Annotated in this window: 15 protein-coding genes and 1 other RNA gene; 2 read left to right on the forward strand and 14 right to left on the reverse strand. The window is 43.2% G+C overall.

What is annotated here, in order from left to right; all coding sequences use genetic code 11:
- Window positions 1–92: 92 nt before the first annotated feature.
- The 4 genes from PY364_RS18500 to PY364_RS18515 form a co-directional block, all read right to left on the reverse strand.
- The gene (locus PY364_RS18500; RefSeq protein ID WP_275524699.1) at window positions 93–4709 is read right to left on the reverse strand and encodes a non-ribosomal peptide synthetase; all 4617 of its coding nucleotides are present in this window, start codon (window positions 4707–4709) and stop codon (window positions 93–95) included.
- An 88-nt stretch (window positions 4710–4797) separates the two neighbouring features.
- The gene (locus tag PY364_RS18505) at window positions 4798–5676 is read right to left on the reverse strand and encodes a cupin-like domain-containing protein (protein ID WP_275524701.1); all 879 of its coding nucleotides are present in this window, start codon (window positions 5674–5676) and stop codon (window positions 4798–4800) included.
- Between the two features lie 860 nt (window positions 5677–6536).
- Window positions 6537–6928: a transfer-messenger RNA gene (ssrA, locus tag PY364_RS18510) on the reverse strand.
- Between the two features lie 52 nt (window positions 6929–6980).
- A complete protein-coding gene (locus PY364_RS18515; protein ID WP_275524703.1) occupies window positions 6981–7799 on the reverse strand; it encodes a tetratricopeptide repeat protein in 819 nt (272 codons plus the stop codon).
- A gap of 285 nt (window positions 7800–8084) precedes the next feature.
- Here PY364_RS18515 and PY364_RS18520 point away from each other — a divergent pair, with 285 nt between their 5' ends.
- Window positions 8085–11300 (forward strand): EAL domain-containing protein, encoded by a 3216-nt coding sequence (locus PY364_RS18520; protein ID WP_275524705.1) that lies wholly within the window; start codon window positions 8085–8087, stop codon window positions 11298–11300.
- A 4-nt stretch (window positions 11301–11304) separates the two neighbouring features.
- Here the strand turns inward: PY364_RS18520 and PY364_RS18525 are convergent, their stop codons facing one another.
- The 3 genes from PY364_RS18525 to PY364_RS18535 all read right to left on the reverse strand — a co-directional run bounded on the left by PY364_RS18525 (window position 11305) and on the right by PY364_RS18535 (window position 17338).
- Window positions 11305–14508, reverse strand: coding sequence for an efflux RND transporter permease subunit (locus tag PY364_RS18525; RefSeq protein ID WP_275524706.1), 3204 nt, complete (start codon window positions 14506–14508; stop codon window positions 11305–11307).
- A 186-nt stretch (window positions 14509–14694) separates the two neighbouring features.
- Window positions 14695–16476: an efflux RND transporter periplasmic adaptor subunit gene (locus tag PY364_RS18530; protein ID WP_275524708.1), complete on the reverse strand. Its 1782-nt coding sequence runs from the start codon at window positions 16474–16476 to the stop codon at window positions 14695–14697.
- A 208-nt stretch (window positions 16477–16684) separates the two neighbouring features.
- Window positions 16685–17338: a PadR family transcriptional regulator gene (locus PY364_RS18535; protein ID WP_275524710.1), complete on the reverse strand. Its 654-nt coding sequence runs from the start codon at window positions 17336–17338 to the stop codon at window positions 16685–16687.
- Window positions 17339–17569: 231 nt separating this feature from the next.
- Between PY364_RS18535 and PY364_RS18540 the strand changes: the two genes are divergently transcribed.
- Entirely contained in the window at window positions 17570–17866 is a 297-nt protein-coding gene (locus PY364_RS18540) for a hypothetical protein (RefSeq protein WP_275524712.1), read from the forward strand.
- A 221-nt stretch (window positions 17867–18087) separates the two neighbouring features.
- On the opposite strand, the gene PY364_RS18545 is transcribed toward PY364_RS18540, so the two are convergent.
- The 7 genes from PY364_RS18545 to PY364_RS18575 form a co-directional block, all read right to left on the reverse strand.
- Window positions 18088–18351 carry a hypothetical protein gene (locus PY364_RS18545; protein WP_275524713.1) on the reverse strand — a complete coding sequence of 88 codons (264 nt, stop codon included), beginning with the start codon at window positions 18349–18351 and terminating at the stop codon, window positions 18088–18090.
- Window positions 18352–18411: 60 nt separating this feature from the next.
- A complete protein-coding gene (locus PY364_RS18550; protein ID WP_275524714.1) occupies window positions 18412–18618 on the reverse strand; it encodes a hypothetical protein in 207 nt (68 codons plus the stop codon).
- Between the two features lie 123 nt (window positions 18619–18741).
- Window positions 18742–19473 (reverse strand): hypothetical protein, encoded by a 732-nt coding sequence (locus tag PY364_RS18555; protein ID WP_275524715.1) that lies wholly within the window; start codon window positions 19471–19473, stop codon window positions 18742–18744.
- Between the two features lie 6 nt (window positions 19474–19479).
- Window positions 19480–19911 carry a hypothetical protein gene (locus PY364_RS18560; RefSeq protein WP_275524716.1) on the reverse strand — a complete coding sequence of 144 codons (432 nt, stop codon included), beginning with the start codon at window positions 19909–19911 and terminating at the stop codon, window positions 19480–19482.
- 202 nt (window positions 19912–20113) lie between these two features.
- Window positions 20114–20683: a Uma2 family endonuclease gene (locus PY364_RS18565; RefSeq protein WP_275524717.1), complete on the reverse strand. Its 570-nt coding sequence runs from the start codon at window positions 20681–20683 to the stop codon at window positions 20114–20116.
- A 3-nt stretch (window positions 20684–20686) separates the two neighbouring features.
- A complete protein-coding gene (gene ruvB, locus PY364_RS18570) occupies window positions 20687–21787 on the reverse strand; it encodes a Holliday junction branch migration DNA helicase RuvB (RefSeq protein ID WP_275524718.1) in 1101 nt (366 codons plus the stop codon).
- Window positions 21788–22036: 249 nt separating this feature from the next.
- The gene (locus tag PY364_RS18575) at window positions 22037–22519 is read right to left on the reverse strand and encodes a flavin reductase family protein (RefSeq protein WP_275524719.1); all 483 of its coding nucleotides are present in this window, start codon (window positions 22517–22519) and stop codon (window positions 22037–22039) included.
- Between the last annotated feature and the right edge of the window lie 84 nt (window positions 22520–22603).

Consider the following 22603-nt stretch of genomic DNA (forward strand, 5'->3'; position numbering starts at 1 on the left):
GCAATTTCTATTTCTTTGAGAACTTATGTAACGCCGCCCTCTGGGCGGTAAATTACCGCCCAGAGGGCGGCGTTACATCAGTTTAGCGGTTGCTATAACTCAAATTCTTCACGTTCTTCATCGGTGTCGAAATCAATCTTTGCTCCTTGCACGTAGCGTAGAGCCTCCACTTGTTCCGCCAGGGTTTCTACTGTCGGTGCTTGAAATAAGCTCTTCAAAGATAGTTCTACACCGAGGGTTTCTTGCAAACGAGAAATAACTCGGATTGCTAACAATGAATGTCCGCCTAAATCAAAGAAGTTGTTACGAATACCAACTCGTTCTATCCTTAAAATCTCAGCCCAAACTTGAGCTAATTCTTGTTCTATAGGTGTACGAGGAGCAACGTAGTTTAATTCTAGTTCTAGGTGATTTTGGATCGGATTTGGCAATGCCCGACGGTCGATTTTGCCATTAGGAGTTAACGGCATTTCGCCTAAGAAGACGAAAGTTGGGGGCACCATGTAGTCAGGTAGTTTTGATTTCAAAAAGCTCCGCAATTGCGGGATTAACTTATTGGATAATTTCTTCAGAGAGGGATTGGTTGCATAGCGGTTTAGAGGTAAGGTGGTTCTTCTTGCTTCTGGGGGAGGAGCGATTTTCAGCGCTGGGGATTTCTCTGAGGTACGTCGTTGAAAAATTGCCTCAAAGTGGCCATTTTTACTGCTGATGTCTGACCATTGTAGATTTACCGTATAGGGTAAACTCTCTTCTAAAGCCCACAAACTTTCGGGATGAATACCAGGGGGGATATTCTCTAAGGCAGCAGTTAAGTCTCCTACTGTTGGTAAATTATCCTGATTTCTGAGCAATTTTAGAGCTTGTACTTCTTTCTGAAGCCGACTGTTAGGAACTCTTTTGATGCAATACAAATCTGGCTGATTTTCCTCCAGAATTTTTTGTACTGCTTCGAGAGTTAATTGTTCATCTTGCCAATCATGCCAGGTTGGTTCTACCACTGTTTGGGATTCTGGCTCGATGTATAGGAATACATCGTAGTGAACTTGAGTTGTTTCATTGAGAATGTGACCTCGGCGCAGTTGAAATTCAACTCGACCGATCGCGGGAATCTGCTCTTCTAGGGCGTAAAAGAATCCCGGATCGATCATCAGTTCTTCTTCATTGGCAATGCGATATTCTAGGGCTTTTTTGAATTCTTCCAGAGGCATTAAGGCAGGCGATCGCTTCAAAAGGTCGGCTACATGACAGGCAGCTAATAGCCCATAACCTTGCACGTCTCCCACATAAAGACATCCTCCGGCTTTGACAGTCTTTACCGCATTTTCTAGCACTCGCCACAGATAGTTAATATCGGGTAAATGCTGACTGACAGAATTCATAATTACGGTGTCAAAAGAGGCTATTTCACTCTCGTCTAATTTGTCAGCTTCTCGGCAAGCGAGAGCAACCTGGCTTAGGTTCACTTCAGGACTTTTGACGGTTTTTCCTAGTTCCTGAATTACTAATTCTGCGTAATCTGTTCCTAAGAAATAGCTACAGTGAGGCGCAACTCTCAATAATATCTGACCGCAGCCGCAGCCAATTTCCATCGCGCGATCTGGTTTTAAGCTAAGAATCCGATCGACGGTGGGATTTAACCATTGTTTGACTTGTTCTTCTAAAGCGTCCATTTCATCAGCTTTAGTCAGCTTTGCTAAGTCATCTAACTGCCAATCCGAGTCGGCGTTTTCGATCAGAACTTGTGAGAGTCCCAGAAACAAAAAGGCAACATCATCTAATTGAGAGTTGGGCGATTTCCAATCTTTTGATTTCTGGTTAGAGAGATTTTCATACCCAGATTTGTAGAGGTCATCCCATTTTTGATGCCATTCTGCTACTTGTTCGCTACTAGCATCAACTCCGGTTTCTGGATCGGCGATCGCGCTGAGATCCCCCGGTACCACATAGGCGACTAAAGCTTTCTCGCCAGGGACATCTTCGCGGGCTACTACTGCATTTTCTTGGACGGCGGGATATTGAGCTAAAACTGATTCGATCTCGCCTAGTTCAATGCGGAATCCGCGAACTTTTACTTGATTATCAATCCTGCCTAAATATTCGATATTGCCATCAGGTAAATAGCGGGCTAAATCTCCAGTTTTATAAAGGCGATCGCTACTTTGATTGCTAAAGGGATTAGCAATAAACTTTTCGGCTGTTAATTCGGGCCGATTCAGGTATTCCCTCGCTAAACCTGCACCGCCAAGGTGCAATTCCCCAGCTACGCCGATGGGGACTGGTTGTAAGTGAGAGTCGAGAATATAAGTTTGGGTATTGGCAATTGGCCTGCCAATTGATGGCGGTTGTTTTGCTCCTTTTTCGACTAAGGTAAAGGTTGAATAGGTGGTGTCTTCCGAAGGGCCGTAGAGGTTAAATAGCTGTTCGATACTCCCAGTTTCATACAGCCGTTGCGCTAATGTTTGAGAAAGGGGTTCTCCTGCTAAGTTGACTGTTTTTACATTGGCAGGGATACCGATTCTGACTAATTCTGCGATCGCAGAGGGAACTGTATTCACCAATGTAACTGCTTTGACGGCCGGTAAGCTAGGCAGGTGCAAGGCATTCTCTGCGACGATGACTTTGCCACCGCAGCTTAGAGGTACAAATATCTCAAATACTGAGAGGTCAAAGCAGATAGAAGTTGAGGCTAAAACTCCTGCTAGTTGTTGGGGTGAAAATACGCTTCTGGCCCAGTCAATAAAGGCAATGGGACTATGATGTTCGATCGCAACACCTTTAGGTCGGCCTGTGGAACCGGAGGTGTAGAGTAAGTAAACTAAGTTAGCGGGCGAACTCTGGTTTGTGGGGTTATTCTGGTTGTAGGATGCGATCGTTGGCCAGTCGCGATCGAGGCAAATGCGATTTGCCGCCGATGCCGGCAATTCTGCTAGCAATTTTTCCTCAGTTAAGAGCACAGAAATTTGTGCATCTTGGAACATGAATTCTAGCCGATCTTGAGGATAGGCTGGATCTAAGGGTACGTAAGCACCGCCTGCTTTTAAAATTCCTAACAATCCTATTAACATTTCTAGGGAACGATTGACGCAGATCCCCACTAGCACTTCCGGCCCTACTCCTAATGTTTGTAAATAGTGTGCCAGTTGATTAGCTTTGACGTTTAATTCCCGATAAGTGAGTTGTTGGTCGTCAAAGATTGCAGCTACGGCTTCCGGGGTGCGTTCTACCTGCGCTTCAAATAATTGGTGAACGCATTGAACTTTCGGTAGTTCTTTCTGAGTCTGATTCCAAGCTGTCAAGATTTGAGCTTTTTCATCGCTCGGTAAAATCGGAAGTTCGTAGATTTTTTGCTGGGTATCGGTGGCAATTCCTGCTAGTAAAGTTTCAAATTCTTCCAGGCGACGGCGGATCGTTTCAGCCGTAAATAAATCAGTATTATACTGACATTCTAAAATCAGTTTGTCGCCCAAATCTACAGCATTGATGAACATCTCAAAATTCTCAGAAATTCTGGGATTTGAGAAAAATTCTGCCTCTAAACCATCAAACTGAAGGCTATTACCCTTTAGAGGTTGATCGATATTAAAAATCACCGAGACGAGGGGAATTCGGCTGGGATCTCGCGGCAGATTTAATTGTTTAAGGACGCTACCAAAGGTCATTTGTTGGTGTTCGTAAGCGTCTAAAATAGCGGCTCTTCGCTGTCGTAGGTAATCGCTAAAGGGTCGATCTGGTTCAATTTCGGTTCGCAGTGGTAGTAAATTTACGCAATGACCTACCAGTTGGTTTTTCTCAGCAAATAGTTGACCTGCGGTCGGCATTCCTACTACTAAGTCTGTTTGTCCCGATATCCGGTAGAGAAAGATTTCAAAGGCCGCGAACACGGTATTTACGAAACTACATCCGAGTTTTGCACCTGCGCGTTTAAGCGGTGTCACAACAGAGGCATTAATTTCCCAATCTTCCCGTAAAGAGTTGTAACTTCGGAAAGGAGGTCGCGATCGATCTATGGGAAGATTGAGGACGGGAACTTGATTAGCAAACTTTTCTATCCAGTAGTTTTCAGCGGCGCGAACTTCTGAGGAATTTTCTTGTTGCTGCTGTAATAATGCGTATTCGCTGAAGCGTTCGGGTACGGGTAAATTAGGGGAAATACCTTGTTTTAAGGCTGAATAAATTGCGGCTAAATCTGGGATCATTACCCCCCATGACCAACCATCGCAGATAATGTGGTGAGCAGTAATTGTTGTCAGGTGTTCTTCGGCTTGCAATTTGATAATTTGCACGCGCAATAGGGGGCCATGTTCGAGATTGAAAGGTTGCTCAACGGCTTGTCGCCGCAGTGCTGCAAGTTGGGTTTCTCGCTCTTTTTCGCTTAATTTTGATAAGTCAATTAAGGGAATTTCCAGGTTGAGAGATTCTGTGATACAAAGGGTGGAGCCATCGGCACTTAAGGTAGTCCGTAGCGCTTCGTGTCTTTGCACAATTTCTTGAAAGGAAGAACGGAGTATTTCTAGATTGAGGGGGCCGCGTAACCGCAGGGATTGGGATTCATTAAAGGCACAATTGGCTTCATCTCCCATTTGTACGGATAGCCAAATTTCTTTTTGTGCTTCTGTTGCCGGTGCTGTCAGCAAGATTTCACCGCTAGCAAATGGATCGAACTCGACGGCGGTTTCCTTGAATTGTGAATTTAATAACTCGTTATTCATTTCTCAACTTTCAATGAATTGGCAAAGCGATCGAACATTTCTGTGTTTATTGTAGTGGAGATTTAAAAATATCTCCACTAGCCGTTAGCTATCTTGTCCCACTCAACCTTTCACTAGCCGTCATTAAAGAGCCCAAAACTGTTAAATAAGCCTCGATCATTCTCGATCTGATCGGATATTTTTTTCTCCGACCAGTCACGCATTCGTTGATGAAAAAATCCCAGTTGGATTGACAAAGCTGATCGAAGGCGACTGAAATTGTGACTGTTAGCGATCGCGCAGTATGATACCAACCACAGGGAATAAACATGGTTTCACCGGCTGAGATGATGACAGTCGTTGGGGTTGCTTGAGCAAAAAGTGGGTATTTTTTAAGATCGGGATTGTGGTGATTCTCAATGTCAGATAACCAAGGAGAGTCTTTCCGAGGGTAAAGATAAGGCTGCTGCTCTGGTGGAAATAGTGTAAATTCCTTTTCACCATACACTTGGCTAATAAACGCATACAAACCTAGGTAATCATAATGTAGGTAAGGAAATTCTCCGCCTGGCCCCCCAAAAAAAATTTCTAAATCATATAAACTATTCAAGCATACGCTAGGGATTAAGGGATTAGAAGTGCGATCGGGGATAGTAATGCTAGGTCTAGGAGTCACATAAGGTACTAATTCTGCAAATTCTTTGCGTAAGTCCATCTTCAAAGGATAAGGAGCGGGGTTGTCTTTGGTTGAATTGACCAAGAGATCCATCAAGTCCGCAACATTGTAAGGTTTATCCCCAAGAACAATGATTCTGTCAGCAAAGTTTTCTTTGAAAAATTCCGGTGTAAACTCTGTTGTTGCTCGCCAATCTTTTGAAAGATCCGTAATAATTACGGGTTTATTCGGATTGCGGTATTCGTCCACAAATTCTTGATGAGTTAGACCACTGCGGCGATCTACCTGCAATTTTTGTGTGGTTGTAGTCATGGTGATTTTTTCTTCCTTGTGGTGTTGTCTTATCTAGTAAAGAGTTTTTCTGGTTGAGGATTGGTCGAGAACAGGAACTGAGAACAGCAAGGGATAAACTGTGCGTTTACAGTTGTAACAGTCTAGGGAGTATAGACGCTTTCAATATGCCATACTGACAGTAACATAGTTAAAATGGCTGTGTAAAGATAGACTGAGGAGAAAAGTTCCTGCTCGCAGGCGATCGGGCTAATATTTTCTAGATGGATTTTTCTATTTACTTATGTCTAGCTCCCAAGAGCGCTGGTGATGAAAATATCTGGAATGCACCTACGACAACTATTATAGCGCTCTGTCTTTTGTTGGCAATACTTTTATGTACTAGATTCGATTTCAATAACAGCTTTACTCACTCTTTACAATGCGCCATATTCCTTAACAAAATCAACATATTTCTTACCTGTTGAGTGTTAACAATTCTTAACTCCAGCTATTCTTTTTAATTGATAATAACTACTTGACGATAAAAGAGTTATGTACAAGTCTTATTTCCTTAGCTTTTCTAATAACTGCTTCTATTATCTTCTTAAGATTGGCTTGGTGACTGGATTTTGTCTGAGTTAAACTCTCATATCATGTCCGGCAAATTACTTACGATCTGTCATTGCGAGCGAAGCGAAGCAATCGCCTAGTCTCTGCGATTGCTTCGGGCTTAGTTTGCTTCGCTGCGCTCGCAACACCCTCAGATTGCTTCGGAAGCCTCGCAACTGCGCTTCGCTTGGCTCGCAATGACAAGTATTTAACCGGACATGATATCACCTACTGAAAATACCCTCATCAAAACAAAATACCCCCACCTCGAAAGGTGAAGGTATTTAACTTAATGGAACTGGGCAGAATCGAACTGCCGTCCAAAGCGGGTATTAGCTTCCCGATCGCTCACAGGTTTAGCCTATCTGATCCTTTAGGCGGGAACTATCCATTGTCCCGGATTGTGGGATGCTCTGGTAAATTCTTTCCAAGATTAGCCTACCAGAGGAAACTAATTAGGGCATCCGTTGGGGTTTTGTCTGTAATCCTTAACGGAGTCAAACTACAGACGCTCGAACCGTGTTATGGGTTATTAAGCAGCTACAGTAGCGGCTTTACGAGCAAAGGGTACAATGTTGTTTGCACTTATTGTTTGTTGAGCCCGGTATTTCCGAGAGAAGACTCACTCTCGACCTGCATCACGGAGTAGCGTTCGCCACCCTGTCGAAACCATTACAGCCCCTTGTTTGCATATATCCATCATAGACAAGTTTTTTTGTCAAGTCAAGGGCAAACTACTGCAAATGCAAAAATTTATCCAATGCAGCCACAACCGCAGGCGGCCAGCGGCGGATGGTTGCCACCCAATTTAGGTCTTTATAACGACCATCAAGCCCAACAGCCGCCACCCAATTACTCTCAGCTTCTCCATGCTGTCCCGTTTCCCAAAGGGCCGCAGTTAATGCTGCTCGCATATCAGCAAATTTCGGGTATCGGCGCACTAAATTTTTCATTGTGGTGATGGCTTCAGCAGTTTCGCCAGTTTGGTAAAGAGCGAGGGCGTAATTAGCACGGGCAAAGGCGTATTCGGGAGCTAAGTCAGCAGCTTTGCGGTAGTCTGCGATCGCCTTTTCCCAATCTCCTAAACCCGCCTCTGCATTCCCTCGATTATTGTAAGCGGCTGGATCTTCGGGGTCTAATTCCAGTACATGATTATAAGATGCGATCGCCTCTGACCATCGCCCCAAACCTTCTAAAGCCGTACCGCGATTCAAATAAGGATCGGGAGCATCAGGAGCTAATTCACTCGCTTTTTCATAGTCTGAAAGCGCCTCTTCTAGCTTATTTTGACTTACCCTAGAATTGCCGCGATTGCTCCAAGCTGGCGCAATTTCTGGGAACTTGTCAATAATCTGCGTCCAGAAACCTTCAGCATTAACAAAATTTCCCTCATTTGTAGCACTAAAAGCCTTTTGTACCAATTCCCCCAATTCTTCCTGGGGATTAGCTGTCTCTGGTGTTGAGGAAAGCGCGATCGCGTGAGTTAAATTACTAAACCAAGTGACCGCGATCACTAACGAAATAGTTAAAGATGTCAAAATTAAACGAATCATAGCGAGCTCAGAAGTTCAATTTTACTTTACTTAATTATTAACTTAAATTGTCTACAATTTGGGTTTTTATATAATTCAAACTTAGCTACACTATATTCAGCATTTACTATCGGCAATTAGAGAGTAAGATCGCGCTACTGCGATCGAGACTCCCAGCCGCGTTCTCATCCGCTTCAATCTCGCTTGGCGCTTAAGGTTATTTTCTAACTCTCATCAGCCTTGCTATAGATTGAAAAACATCACAAGTATAGCCCGCCGCGCACGCAGGCGTACCTCAAAAAATTTATGAACAGCAATTTAACTTCTGTCAAGCAATTAGCTTACAGAACAGTATTTATCTATGCCTTTTTCAGTAGCCTGTGGATTCTAATTTCCGATATGCTACTGAGAATTCTGACTAATAGCTCGGTTTTTTTTACTAATCTACACACCGTTAAAGGGTGGGCTTTCGTTTTAGTTACCAGCACCTTTCTCTATGCTCTCATTCGCCGAAATTTACACTCACTCCAAGAAAGTTACCATCTTTTAGAGGCAATCATTGAAGGCACAACAGATGCTATCTTTGTTAAAGACATTCAAGGGCGCTATCTGATGGTAAACTCTACAAGTGCTCAGATATTGGGAAGACCAAAATCGGAAATTTTAGGCAAAGACGATCGAAATTTCTTTTCACCAGAAATTGCCAGCCAATACATGGAAAATGACCGCTTAGTTATTACTGCGGGCGAGACTCAAACTGTGGAAGAATTTGGGATGATCGATAATATCAAGCGATTTTACCTTGCCACAAAATACCTCTGCCGGGACAAAAGTGGCAAGATAATTGGCTTAATTGGCATCTCGCGAGATATCACCGATCGCAAACAGGCAGCAGCAGCATTACAAGAAACAAAAGAAAAATTAGAAGCGGTTGTTTATGCCTCACCCTTAGCTATTTTTGTACTCGATCGCGAAGATCGAGTTAAGATGTGGAACCCTGCGGCAGAGAGAATTTTCGGCTGGCGAGAAGCAGAGGTGTTAAACTGCCCCCTTCCCGTTATTCCACCTGATAAACAGGAAGAATTTCGGACTTTGCGCGATCGCGTCTTCCAAGGCGACTCCCTAGCGAATCTGGAGGTTAAACGCCAGAGACGAAACGGATCTCTAGTCGATATTGCTCTTTCCCTAGCGCCTCTGTACGATATTAACGGTCAAATTAACAGCACTCTGGCTGTTGTCGCTGACATCAGCGATCGCAAATATGCAGAGTCAGAGCGCGATCGCTTAATCGAGGAACTTCGACAACAAACCGAAGATTTGACTGCACTCAGTATTGTTACGGGTAACAGCATCAGTACCTTGAAACTGGAAGAATTGCTGAACGTACTGTTAGAAAGAATTGTAACAGTAATGAAGGCTGACAGAGCGACGATTTTGTTACCAGGGGAAGGGGAAGCACCTACTACGCTATGTATACGCGCCAGCATCGGAGTTGAGGCGGGAATAGGCGATCGCACCACAGTCCCCATCGGAGAAGGCTTTCCCGGCATCATCGCCGCCACTACAAAACCGCTATATATAGAAGATGCTCAAACTGACGGGCGGGTATGCAGCGAGTATATTCAAGATTGCGGAATTCGCACTATGTTGGGCGTACCCCTCAAGCGCTACGACACTTTAGTAGGAGTCCTTCATGTAGATTGGTGCCACATTCATCCCTACAGCGATCGCGAACTACACCTATTAGAAATTACCGCCGAACGCTGTGCAATGGCAATACTCAACGCCCAGCTATATGAACAAACCAAAGAATTACAAGAGCGCCTTCAATTGCAAATTGAGCGGATGCCAATAGGATATATTTTCACCGATCCAGAATCCCGCATTCAAGAGTGGAATCCTGCCGCCGAAACAATATTTGGCTTTAGCAAAGAAGAAGTTTTAGGTAGACATTACGAGATCATCGTCCCTCCAGAAGTTCGCAGCGAGATCGGAGATATTTTTCAGCAGCTATTTCAAAACGAACATACGAAGCAAAATGTTAATGAAAACCTCACTAAAAAAGGTGAAATCATCACCTGCGACTGGCAAAATACAACGATAAAAAAAGAAGACGGCGCGGTAATTGGAGTGTTGTCAATGGTGCAAAATATTACCTTGCAACAGCGGGCAGAAAAGCAGTTGTGGAAGTATGCTTTTTACGACCAAATTACTGATTTACCCAATCGAACTTTGTTTCTAGCTTGGCTTAAACAATTTGCCGTGCGATCGCTGTGGGACGAAGGGAATTTATTTGCTATACTTTATCTGGATCTCAACCGCTTTCAGCTCGTAAAATATAGCATGGGCCAGCAAGTAGCGAACGAACTACTATTAGCTGTAGCAGAAAGATTGCAAAATTGTCGTGCTGAAAGTGAGGAATTGGATCGGACTCCTAAAATTAATAGTATTGCTCACGTCGGAGCAGACGAGTTTGCGCTCTTATTAGAAAACATTCAGGAAGAAAGGGATGCGATCGCGATCGCCGAAAACATTCAAAAGCAATTAAGCAAACCATTCAAATTAAATGGCTGCGAACTATTCACAGACTCCAGCATCGGCATTGTCTTGAGTTCTATTAATTATCAGCAACCAGAACAACTCCTGCAAGCCGCCGAAACTGCCATGAATCACGCCAAAGGATTAGGAAAAAGCCGCTATGCCGTCTTCAATACATCAATGCAAGAACGAGCTGCGAGACCTTTACATTTAGATGCAGATTTGCGACGAGCTTTAGAAAATAAAGAATTTCAGGTTTATTACCAGCCGATTTTGTCACTGATTAATCATCAAATTATCGGCTTTGAAGCTTTAGTACGGTGGCTGCATCCTGACAGAGGTTTAGTTTCCCCTGCGGAATTCATTCCCATAGCAGAAGAAAGTAGTTTAATTATACCACTAGGGGCGTGGGTTCTCCGCGAAGCAATAAGTCAAATTATGGTATGGCAGCAAAAATTCCCTGCTAATCCTCCTTTATCAATTAGTGTTAATGTTTCCGCAGTACAACTGGTTCAACCCTGCTTTATAGAGCGAATCGATCGCTTGCTAAAAGAGACAGGAATTAATCCTTTGAGCCTGAAATTAGAGATTACAGAAACCGCAGTTATGGAAAATGCCAAATCCGTAACAAATGTTCTGGAATACTTGAAAGAGCGCGGGATTCATTTGAGCATAGATGACTTTGGCACGGGATATTCATCCTTCTCATATCTACATACATTTCCTTTCGACACTTTGAAAATTGACCGTGCCTTTGTTAGTCGGATGAGTGTAGATCCTAAGAATTTAGAAATTATCCGCACCATCATCATATTAGCTCACAATTTAGGCATGGATTTGGTAGCTGAAGGAATAGAAACAATAGAGCAGTTAGACAAATTGCAAGAGCTACAATGTGAACATGGGCAAGGTTATTTGTTTTCTCGGCCTGTAGATAGCGAAGCAGCGGAAAGATTGCTCGAACTCCAGAAGAGAGCTATTTAACCTCTTAAAACGGCGATACTTTATCGCGTTTTTCCTCGTCTTGTAAATCAGTTTTTTCATTCGAGCTTATGTCATCATCCGGCGGACGTTGCGGTTGTTCCTGCTTCTTAAAGCGATCGCGAGTCGAGACAATCACTACATACAAAACTGGAACCATAAACAAACTCAAGAAAGTAGAAACAACCATTCCTCCTGCGATCGCATTTCCCAGCGATCGACGACTTGCGGCCCCCGCACCTTCAGGGTTAACTAGGGGAGCAATCCCCAAAATAAACGATAAAGAAGTCATCAAAATTGGTCGTAAACGCTCTTGAGCCGCCTCAACTGCTGCCTTAGCAATTGGATATCCCCGCTCCCGTAACTGGTTAGCAAATTCCACAATTAAAATTGCATTTTTACTCGCCAATCCAATCAACATTACTAAACCAATTTGACAGTAAACATCATTAGCTAAACCGCGCACCGATTGAGCTAAAAGTGCTCCTAAAATCGCCAGTGGAACAGCAAGCAAAATAATGAAAGGATCGACATAATTTTCATACTGAGCTGCCAAAACCAAGAACACAAAAACCAGCCCCAAACCGAAAATAATCGGTGCTTGACCCCCAGACTCAATTTCTTCTAAAGAAGTCCCCGACCATTCATAACCAAAACCTGCGGGTAAAACTTGAGTTGCGACCTTTTCCATCGATTTGATCGCCTGTCCAGAACTAGCTCCTGGGGCCGGAGAACCGTTAATTTCAATCGATCTAAATAAATTGTAGTGGTTAACAGTTTGTGCTCCCACCACCGGAGTTAGCTTTACCAAATTGCTCAAAGAAACCATTTCATTTTTTCCAGAGCGGACGTACAATTTGCCAATATCTTCAGGATTAGCACGAAACTGTTTATCGGCCTGGACATACACCCGATAATTACGCTGCTGGAGATTGAAATCATTCACATATTGCGAACCCAAAGCAGTTTGTAACGTACTAAAAACATCATCAATAGGAATATCTAAAGCCTTAGCACGATTGCGATCTACTTCCACAATTAATTGAGGCGTATTCGCAGCAAATGTACTAAATACTGCTTGCAATCCCGGCGTTTGATTCGCCTGCTTTAAAATTCCACCCATGCTCTGAACTAGACCATCTAAACCGCTATTACCTTTGCGATCTTGCAATTGAAATTGGAAACCTCCAAATTGACCTAAACCTTGAATTGCAGGTGGATTCACAGGAAAAATTCTAGCTTCTGGAATAGCAAAAAACTTGCCTCGTAACTTCCCAATAATCGCTTGTACGGTTTGATCTTCTCCGTGACGTTCTTTCCAGGCTTTAAGTGTAGTAAATATAATGCCTTGATTAGAAGTGCTACCACTAAAACCAAATCCGCCCACAGAAAAAGTTCCGACAACTTCAGGAAGCTTGAGGATTTCTTTTTCAACTTCGTCCATTACTTTCTGAGTGTATTGCAGCGACACACCTTGGGGCCCTTGAATAATTGTCATAAAATAGCCCTGATCTTCTTCCGGGATAAATGCTGTCGGTACTGACAAATAAAGCCAAGCGGTTACTCCCAGAAAACCTATGAACACGAGGGTGACAATAGTTTTAATTCCTGTTAGAAATATTAAGGATTGCCGATATTGCCGCTGCATCCAATCGAGAGCTCTATTAACACGACCAAAAACCCAACCCACAGGGCCGCTAAACTTCTGCCCTGGCCGCAGTAATATAGCTGAAAGTGAGGGTGTGAGAGTAATAGCAATAAAGGTAGAAAGCAGTACAGAAAAAGCAATTGTCAGTGCAAATTGTTTATAAAGCGCTCCCGTTGTTCCGGGAAAAAATGCCACTGGCACAAACACTGCCATCAACACTAAAGAAGTCGCAATTACAGCACTAAAAAGCTCCCGCATTGACTCAAAGGCTGCTTGGCGGGGATTCATACCTTGGCGGATCAAGCGGTCAATATTTTCTACTACAATGATCGCGTCATCAACTACTAATCCGGTTGCTAATGTTAGACCAAACAGAGATAAGCTATTGATCGTAAAACCAAAAACTTTGATAAAAGCAAATGTCCCAATCAAAGAAATTGGAATTGTGATGGTAGGAATAATAGTAGTACGCCAATCTTGCAAGAAAACAAAAATCACTATCACCACTAGCAAGACTGCTTCAAATAATGTCTTGACTACTTCTGACATTGACTCTTCTACAAATAAAGTCGTATCCAGCGCTACTCTATGTATCAAGCCCGGAGGAAAACCAACAGCTAGTTTTTCCATTTCTGCTTTGACAGCATGGGCGACATTCAAAGCATTACTTCCCGGTAGTTGGTAAATCCCTAAACCCACCGCATCATTGCCTCGAAATCGCAGGAAAGAGTTATAACTTTCTGCTCCTAGTTCCGCTCTTCCGATATCTTTTAACTTAACTAACGTTCCATTTGCCTCAGTTTTGAGGACAATTTCTTCAAATTCTGCTGGTTCTTTTAGGCGACTTTCAGCACGCAAGTCAATTTGATACATTTGCCCCTGGGGAGCCGGTTCTTGACCAACTCTCCCAGCACCAACTTGCAAGTTTTGTTCATTAAGCGCCCTGGTTACATCTTGCATTGTGAGGCTACGAGCGGCTAATTTATTGGGGTCTATCCATAAACGCATTGCATAGCGTCTTTCCCCAAAAATTCGCACGTCGCCAACCCCTTTTATTCTTTTTAAGGCATCTGCTAAATATAGGTCAGCGTAGTTGCTTAAAAATATGGTGTCGTATTCTTTATTTTCTGTAAATAAGCCGATGGCTAATAGGAGACTGGTAGATTGTTTTGTAACTCTAACTCCTGTGCGTTGTACGGCATCTGGTAGTTGTGGTTGAGCAACTGCAACTCGATTTTGAACATCGACGGCGGCGATATCTTTATTACGTGACGGGTCAAAGGTAGCTGTGATGGTACTGGTTCCATCATTACTGCTACTGGAAGTTAGATATTTCATCCCTTCAACGCCGTTTATTTGCCTTTCTAGGATATTTGTAACTGCATTTTCGACAATTTCAGCGCTCGCCCCGCTATAGTTAGCTGTTACGTTAATTTGGGTAGGGCTAATGTCGGGGAAGCGTTCGATCGGCAGAGTCGGAATGCTAATTGCGCCTACCAGGATAATAATTAAGGCGCAGACGCTAGCAAAGACTGGTCGTTTAATAAAGAAATCTGCAAACATTATTTTGGTAATTGCTAATGGCTAATTGCTAATGGCTAATTGCTAATGGCTAATTGCTAATTACACTTTAGTGAAACTTTAAAATAGCCCCCTTTTGAATCACATTTGGTATGTAGTTGCGCTTCAGCGCTCTTAATTCGCCTTTTAAGAGCGCTGAAGCGCAACTACGTACCTAAACTACGTACCTTAATTTTTGCCCCCTCCTGGTAATTTTTTATCTTGCCCTTGCCCTTGCCCTTCTTCTTGAGCAATAATAGGTACGCCGTCCGTCAGGTTAAGAATACCTGCAACAACAATTCTTTCCCCAGCTTGCAATCCTTCTATTACTTGGTAATTATTACCCTCAATAGTTCCTAATTTCACTGGCTTTTGCCGCGCGATTAAGGGAGGCATTCCAGGTTGTTGCTGTTCGGGTTTTTGAGCAGCAAAGACAAAAGTTTGGCCGCCTAAGCGAGTGATTGCTGTGACTGGAACTAAAATTCCAGGGGTTTGTTTCCAAATTACTTTGGCTTTCACGAATTGCTGATTGAGCAGTTCGCCGCTGGGATTAGAAAAAGTGGCTTTAGCTAAAATTGTCTGGGAATTGGCGCTGACATTTGGGGAGATAAAACTGATTTGACCTTTGGCGATCGCTTTGCCTTGAGCATCCAACATTTCTACTGGCAATCCTAAGCGTAATTGAGGTTGTCGCTCTAAAGGAATTGACAATCGCAAGTCTAGTAATTGGTTCTCAGTTAGAGCCGTAAGTAAGTCGCCTTTTTGCAAGTAGTCGCCAACTTTCGCGGGTACGTCACCGATAACTCCGGCAAAAGGTGCGATCACTGCTGTTTCTTGCAGTTGTACTTCAAAGCCGCGCACTTGAGCTGCGGCTTCGGCCACTTGGGCTTCAGCTTGATCGACTTGCTCTTTGCGAGTGCCATTGGCTAACTCGGCTAGTTTGCTTTTGGCTTGTGCGACTTGTGCTTCGGCGATCGCGATTTCCTCTGGGCGAGAGCCGTTTTGCTGTTGGCGCAAAGCTTCTCGCTGTTGTTGCAAAGCTGCTGTCCGCCGCTCGATTTCGGCTTGTCTGTTCTTTTGTCGCTGATCGAAGCGCCTTTGGGCTTCTCGGAGGTTGGCTTTGGCGGAACGGTCTTTTTGTTGGTATTGCTCGAAGGTGTTGGCGGACTCTGCGCCTTCTTTTGCTAATGCTTGATATCTGGCGAGTTGCTGGCTGGCAAGCTCTGCTTCGGCTTTACTGGCTTCTATTTGCGCTCTTGCTTGGGCGATGTCTTCTAGGAGACTTCCGCTTTGGGCATCGGCGAGGTCGGCTTCAGCTTGGCTAACGCGGGCTTGGGCTTGGCCAATTTCTTCTGGGCGATTGCCCGATCGCAGTTGGGCGAGGTTGGCTTGGGCTTGGGCGACTTGGGCTTGGGCTTGGGCGATTTCTTCTGGCCTTGAGCCTGCTTGCAGTTCTGCTAAGTGCGATTGAGCGCGGATGAGGTTGGCTTGGGATTGTCTCAAGTCAGCTTGGGCGCTGTCGCTTTTGATGCGGGCGATCGCTTGTCCTTTTTCTACGAAGTCGCCGGATTTGACAAATATCTCTGAGATCAGGCCATCAATTTCAGGCTTGATTTCTACTGAGCGTTTTGCTTCTAAGCTGCTGACAAATTCGGAGGTATCTTGAATTAAGCTGGTTTCAACGGGTGCGAGTTTGACTGGTATGCCTTGAGGTTGACCTGCTGCTGCTTGTTGTGGGCGAGCGTGACTGGACTGCCACAAGTGCCAGCCGAAAGCTCCGCCTAGTGCGATCGCAATGATGGCGGCGACTAGGGGTAAGCGCGATCGCGGTTTGCTAGGACGGGGGCGATCGACAATCGGGGGAAAATCGTCTGGTTGATAGCTGTCTGCATCTGTTGGGTGAATTTCCGATGTAGGAGACTGTTGATCTTCAGCATCAACGACGGATTCAGGGGATTTAGAATAAGTCATTTACAACACCAGTTAGATAGATTTTTTTACATCGGACTTACCCAGATTTTGGCTGATTAGACCTCTTGGAAAAGTCCTTTAACTTGATTAGTCCGCGCAGGTCTTGACTGAGCTTGTTGAAGTGCGGAGTTTGTATGTTTAGCAGGGATTGCCATCGCCTGATGTTTTTGCTAAGCCTTGGTTACGATACTATTAGGAAAGTTTTCTGTTATCTCTCAAAAGTTAGGATGTTTACCGAAGATTGCACATCCTTCTTCTGACTCACCCGATTGGGTGAGTGCGATGGATTTTCCTTTTCGCAAGACGGATTTAGATCGATTGGGGAGTCTCGTACTTGTGCGATCGCGCTTCTTTGTTTGGCTAGTTGCTCGGTTAACCACTCTATTTCTAAGGTCAGTAATGACTTGCAGCGATCGCGAGAGGCGAATTGATAGTCATCTATGAGTGGATATTCACTCTTAAGGCTGTCAATGTAGTCTTGCCGGAGGTAACATACTCGTAAGCGGTGTTCCAACAATTTCACCCGTTCTGCGGGTTCTAAGTCGCCAAAAAAGAAGAATTTGATTTGGAACCGGGAACCGCTGTTAACCCAGCTTTCTTGGGGGTGTTCGAGCATTTTGTGCCGCCAGAGTTCGCGTCCAGAGGGGGTAATGCCGTAAATTTTGCGCGGACATCCAGCATCTCCGGCTTCTTCGGCAATTGTGGCAATCTGGCCTCGCTCTTCTAAACGCTTCAGGAGTGGGTAAATCGCTCCGTAGTTGACGCTGATGCAACTGCTCATAAACACCTCCAGTTGTTGCTTTAGCCGATAGCCGTGCAGAGGTTCCCGTTGTAGCAGACCAAGGGCTGATAATTCAAGCATTTATATCAAGTTGATATTATAGTCTGGATTATATACTAAGGAGTTGACAAGCGCAAGTATAGTAATTTGTTCTTGATGACAACAGGCGAGGTGGTGGCGATCGCACTTAGGCGATGTGCGATCGGCTGTGGACATCTGGGGTGGGGTTAGAGGATGGCTTAGTACCCAATCTTTTGAAGAACAACAAGACTTTGGTATTAGAGTTATTATAGCTTTCGGAGGTATAGTTTAATGCTGACTATAGATATCGAATCAATTCTAAATTCTATTCCCAATGAAATTCACTGGGAAGACATCGTACAGTTTGAAAAACTAGACGAGCGAGTTGCCATTGCTAATGACCTTTGTGCGAATATTATTGGTGTAAATGAAGGTACTATTGAATGGTGTCCTAACGATAATCCACCCAATCATTTAGAAAAGCTGGTTTGGTGGTGGGTTGTTCGTCCAGATTTAGGCGCGGCGATCGCAAAAGAAGCTCCTCAAGAGTTCAAAATGATTATTAGTCAGTATATTTTGCAAATTTGATTTAACAGTAAACTAGGTCAATTAGAATGTGAAAACTATGAATATTAGTCCAAAATTTGTAGAAATTATCCAGAAGGCAAGAGAGGAGTTTAAAGCAGGGAAAGAGCTGTCTCTTGAGGAAATGAAACGAGAAGTTTTGCCGTAAATAATATATTTTGCCAATTTGACACAATCTAAGGATTAATATTAGTCAAACTTGGGTTTCTGCAACCGAGGTAATTTCAACCTGAAATGTCATATTTCTGTTGCATTCCCTGAATGAAATCCCCAATGGGGCGACTTTTCCCAGCATTGAGTTCCTCAAAACCTTGCTGGATACCTGCGATCGTTTCTAGCTTGTCAATTAATTGGCGCAGTTTGGTTGGATCGATTTTGCCGGGTTCAAGAAAGGTGACGATCACTTGAGTGCGATCGCTCATATTCTGCGGTAACTCGGTTAGTTCGATTTGCCCATTCTGATAAAAGCCTTCGATCGTTTTGAGCATAGGTTGCAGCAATGGGGTAATAGCTCTTTCAAGATTGTATCCGAATAATGGTGGATCATGCTATGATTTTGGCTTGCAATCGACAAAGGATAGAGCCTCTTCATCAAGATAACCTGCGATCGCCATTTCAATTACTGCCCAAACTGGATAGTTCATTATTTTAGCTCGCATTTCAAGTGCGCTACGAATATTTTCAGGTAATCCTTCGAGAAAGATTTGTGCTAATTCAGGGGAGAGATGTCCCGCGATCGCAGGCTGAGTTTGCATATAGTTAGTCCCTCGCTGGAATTTTTACCTTGATCGTTAAAGAAGCTTCTCAAGAACTAAAACAAATTATCAGTCAGTACATTTTACAAATTTGACAATAATCTTTGGCATAAAGAATTTTACTTAGCTAGCTTTAAAATACTTAAAAATTTCTTGAAAAGAGTTAATCAGACTTTCAATTTCTTGTTGAGAGCCGGGAATAATATTAAATTCCCATTTTCTACTGTGTCGGGTCAGTAATTGTTTAAGATTTTTTGTGCTGGAATAGTTTGAAACAAAAAATATATTATTATAGGACTTGAAATCCATAGTTAATCCCAAGAAACCTCTCCCTACATTGATTCCTAAGTGACTTTTCTCATAACACTTGCACTCGACAGCAGCAATGATTTTTTTATAACTAGGCATACATTGATGTTTACGACAAAAATCTGCTTCACGTTGAGGTAATATGCATACATCACATTCGTGAGCAATGTCAGAAAATCCTTGAATTTTTATACCTAAATGAAGCTCTAATATAGATTCTTTTGAACTGCTGCTATTGTTATAATTCTTAGCTTGACTAAAATCTAACCTTGCATAAGTATACGCTGGTTGATTTTCAGTATAAGTATAAATTTGTCCTGGACTTGTACGAAAAACTAGGCTGTTGTTATTGAATTTCTTCTTGGATGGAGTATCAAAAATTATCTTAGCCTCTTCTCTTTGGGCAGCTTCTAAGATTAATGTAAAAACATAAACTTCGTATAAATCATAGCTTTTATGTGGGTAAATAAATTTTTGTAGGTTTTGTTGTGAAAAAAACTCTTCTACTTCCGTTAACAACTGATCGGTTAGAGAATTTATTGGCATAATTATTTAATAATTAATAATTTCATTTCGCAACATTATAATTAACTTAAGTATATCGTCTTTGTTTCGTAAAATAGAGGAATCAAATCTGGAGGCATCATCACGCGGATAATAAAGAATCGGACGGCTTTCATTATTTCCATCCTCTATAAATTCTATTGATTGAATTTCTTGCCGCCCTAATGATTGGAATAAAGCTGTGCTCATATCTATTCTTTTAGCTGTTACTTCCAGAGCTTCTAGCAAGAATAGTAACTTTTCTTTTTCTGAATATCTTTCTGTTCGTAACCTCTTTCCTCCTCGTCGAGACTCACTTAGTTCAACTATTTTTTCTTCCTGTATCATTCCCTCTACGCTTTCGACAAGGGTGTTCAGTTCTAAATTCAAAAGTTGCTGTCGAATTTGATCATATACTTCACTGCATTGCTCTTCATCCATAAAATTACCTTAAGCTGAATACAACAAACTTTGTAACTAATCTACCTCCTGTTTTAACTTATTTGCACCCCCAAATATTGCCTTTTCAGGTCAGCAGCGATCGCTCACTTCCATAATCAGGATTATCTCACTTTTAGTGCATTACTGGATGAATCTGTAACAATTCGTAATACCTCAGCAATAGAGCGATCGCACACTTTCCCTAACTCCCTCCCAACTTCAACCACCCAAATACATCACCCACCGTTAAATGCAATTTAACCAAGTCTGGAACTGGTAACACATCCCCCCCCTCAGTAAACAGTTCCGGTTGTTTTCCAGGCGGATAAACCAACACCGATCGCACATCTGGATCGAGCAGCCAACCCAATCTGCTACCATGTTTTAAACAATGCAAAATATTACCAGTCACCTTAGTTTGACTTTGATCGGGAGACAGAATTTCAATTGTCCAATCTGGATAAGTTGGGAATACATTTGCAATATCACCACTCTCATCAACAGGTATCCTTTCCCAGGCAAAAACTGTCACATCTGGCACAACTGAACGCCCACCAAAGCTACACCGCAATTCTGAGAATGCTATGGCAATTCGCTGAGGTTTGACTACTGCATTGATAGCTGTTACCAGTTCAACTTGAAGAATACTATGTTTTCCTTGCGGCATAGGTTTCTGAATAATTTGACCATTGATATATTCACTCGCCGGCTTAGTTTCTGGCAGCTTCAAAAACTCTTCCAGTGTGAGATTTTTTGCAGGTATCAGTACCATTTTCTATTCCTCCGCATCAATATAACCCAAATGTTTCCAAGCAGCAGGCGTAGCGATCCGGCCGCGATTTGTCCGCTGCATAAAGCCAATTTGCATCAAATAAGGTTCGCAAACTTCCTCAATAGTTTGCGAATCTTCACCCGTAGCCGCAGCGATAGTTTCTAAACCAACTGGGCCGCCGTTAAAACTTTCAATCATTCTGCTGAGAATTAGCCTGTCAGTCCAATCTAAACCTAAAGGATCGACATTAAAAAGTTCCAGAGAAATTGAGGCAACTTCGGCATCAATTGGTGTCAAATTTTTCACTTCGCTGTAATCTCGTACTCGTCTAAGCAAGCGATTAGCTATGCGGGGAGTACCGCGAGCTCGGCGGGCAATTTCTTCGGCTCCCTCTGTAGTAATAGGGGTGTCGAGAACTTTGGCACTTCTAAGTACAATTGAAGTTAATTCATCAATTTCGTAAAAACGTAATCTTTGGATAAAACCAAAGCGATCGCGCAAAGGTGCAGTTAGCGAACCCACTTTCGTAGTCGCCCCCACCAAAGTAAACGGTTTCAAAGGAATGCTGCGCGTTTTAGCAGTCTTACCTTGACCAATAGTAATATCTAAACGGCAGTCTTCCATCGCCGGATAAAGTATTTCTTCTGCTACCTTCGAGAGACGGTGGATTTCATCAAGAAAAAGAACATCTCCAGCCTTGAGACTAACTAGCAATCCTACAATATCTCGCGGTTTTTCCAATGCCGGGGCGGTAGTAATCTTGCAACTAACACCCATTTCCTCAGCAATAATCAGCGACATAGTAGTTTTGCCCAATCCCGGCGGGCCGTACAATAATAAGTGATCTAGGGGTTCATTTCGGGACTTGGCCGCTTGAAGTGCGATCGCCAAAAACTCTTTTAAATCTTTTTGACCAATATAATCAGCCAACCTATGAGGTCTAATTTTCTCTTCCTGCTTGTTGGTACTTTCCTCATCAGCAAAAGCTTCCGGTTCCACCAGAGATTCCGGTTGACTTTTAGCAGCTTTGCGCCGGGGAGGTTTTTTGAACTCTTCCGGTAAATCTGGAGAGGGGGGTTGTTTTTTAGAGGAAATAATTGCCATATCGATCGCTATCAGACATGAGGAATATAAGAAACCAACTAGCCAATCGGCCTAGGAATGATAGCTGACGGCGGGCGGATCTATTGTTTACAATCTTAGAAGACTTTGCACAATTAATGCTAATACTAAATTTGCAGATTTTGGCTCAAAAAACTTATACCAATTTAAATTAAATAGGACTTAGGCAAATTTATTTGTACCGCCGCCGTCAAGGCGATGACTTTACCGCCGAGACGGCGGCGTTACGTTTTAACCGCCATAATTCCAGCCAGTAGTTTCGAGTAGAAGGGGATCGCCTTCACGGTGAACCCCTGCGCCGACGACTTCTCCGACATAAACGGTATGATCGCCATGTTCCACAGCACCGACAACTTTACACTCTATATAGCCCAGGGAATCTGAGATAATCGGACAGCTTGTTTCCTCTCCCAGATAAAATTCTACATCTTCAAACTTATCGCCAACACGCCGCTGAGCTTTGAAAAATTTCTGGGCGAGTTCTTTTTGTCCAGCTTCTAGGAAACTCAAGGCAAAAACGCCGCTGGCTTTAATCATGGCATGGGACTTGGAATCTTGCTTAACGCAGTTTACGACTAGGGGAGGCTTAAAAGATGATTGCATCACCCAGCTAGCGGTGAAACCGTTTACTTCTTCACCGTCCTTAACGCCGCAGATGTATAGTCCGTGAGGAATCTTACGCAGGATTGTCTGTTTTGCTTTTTCGTCTAGCACGGGCGTACCTATCTGAATTGGTTGTATATAGATTAGTTTAGCAATCTGTATCCCTACTACCAACTTATTATATATAAGACTTAC

The organism is Kamptonema sp. UHCC 0994 (assembly GCF_029167235.1).
In the GTDB taxonomy this organism is placed as follows: Bacteria; Cyanobacteriota; Cyanobacteriia; order Cyanobacteriales; family Microcoleaceae; genus Kamptonema.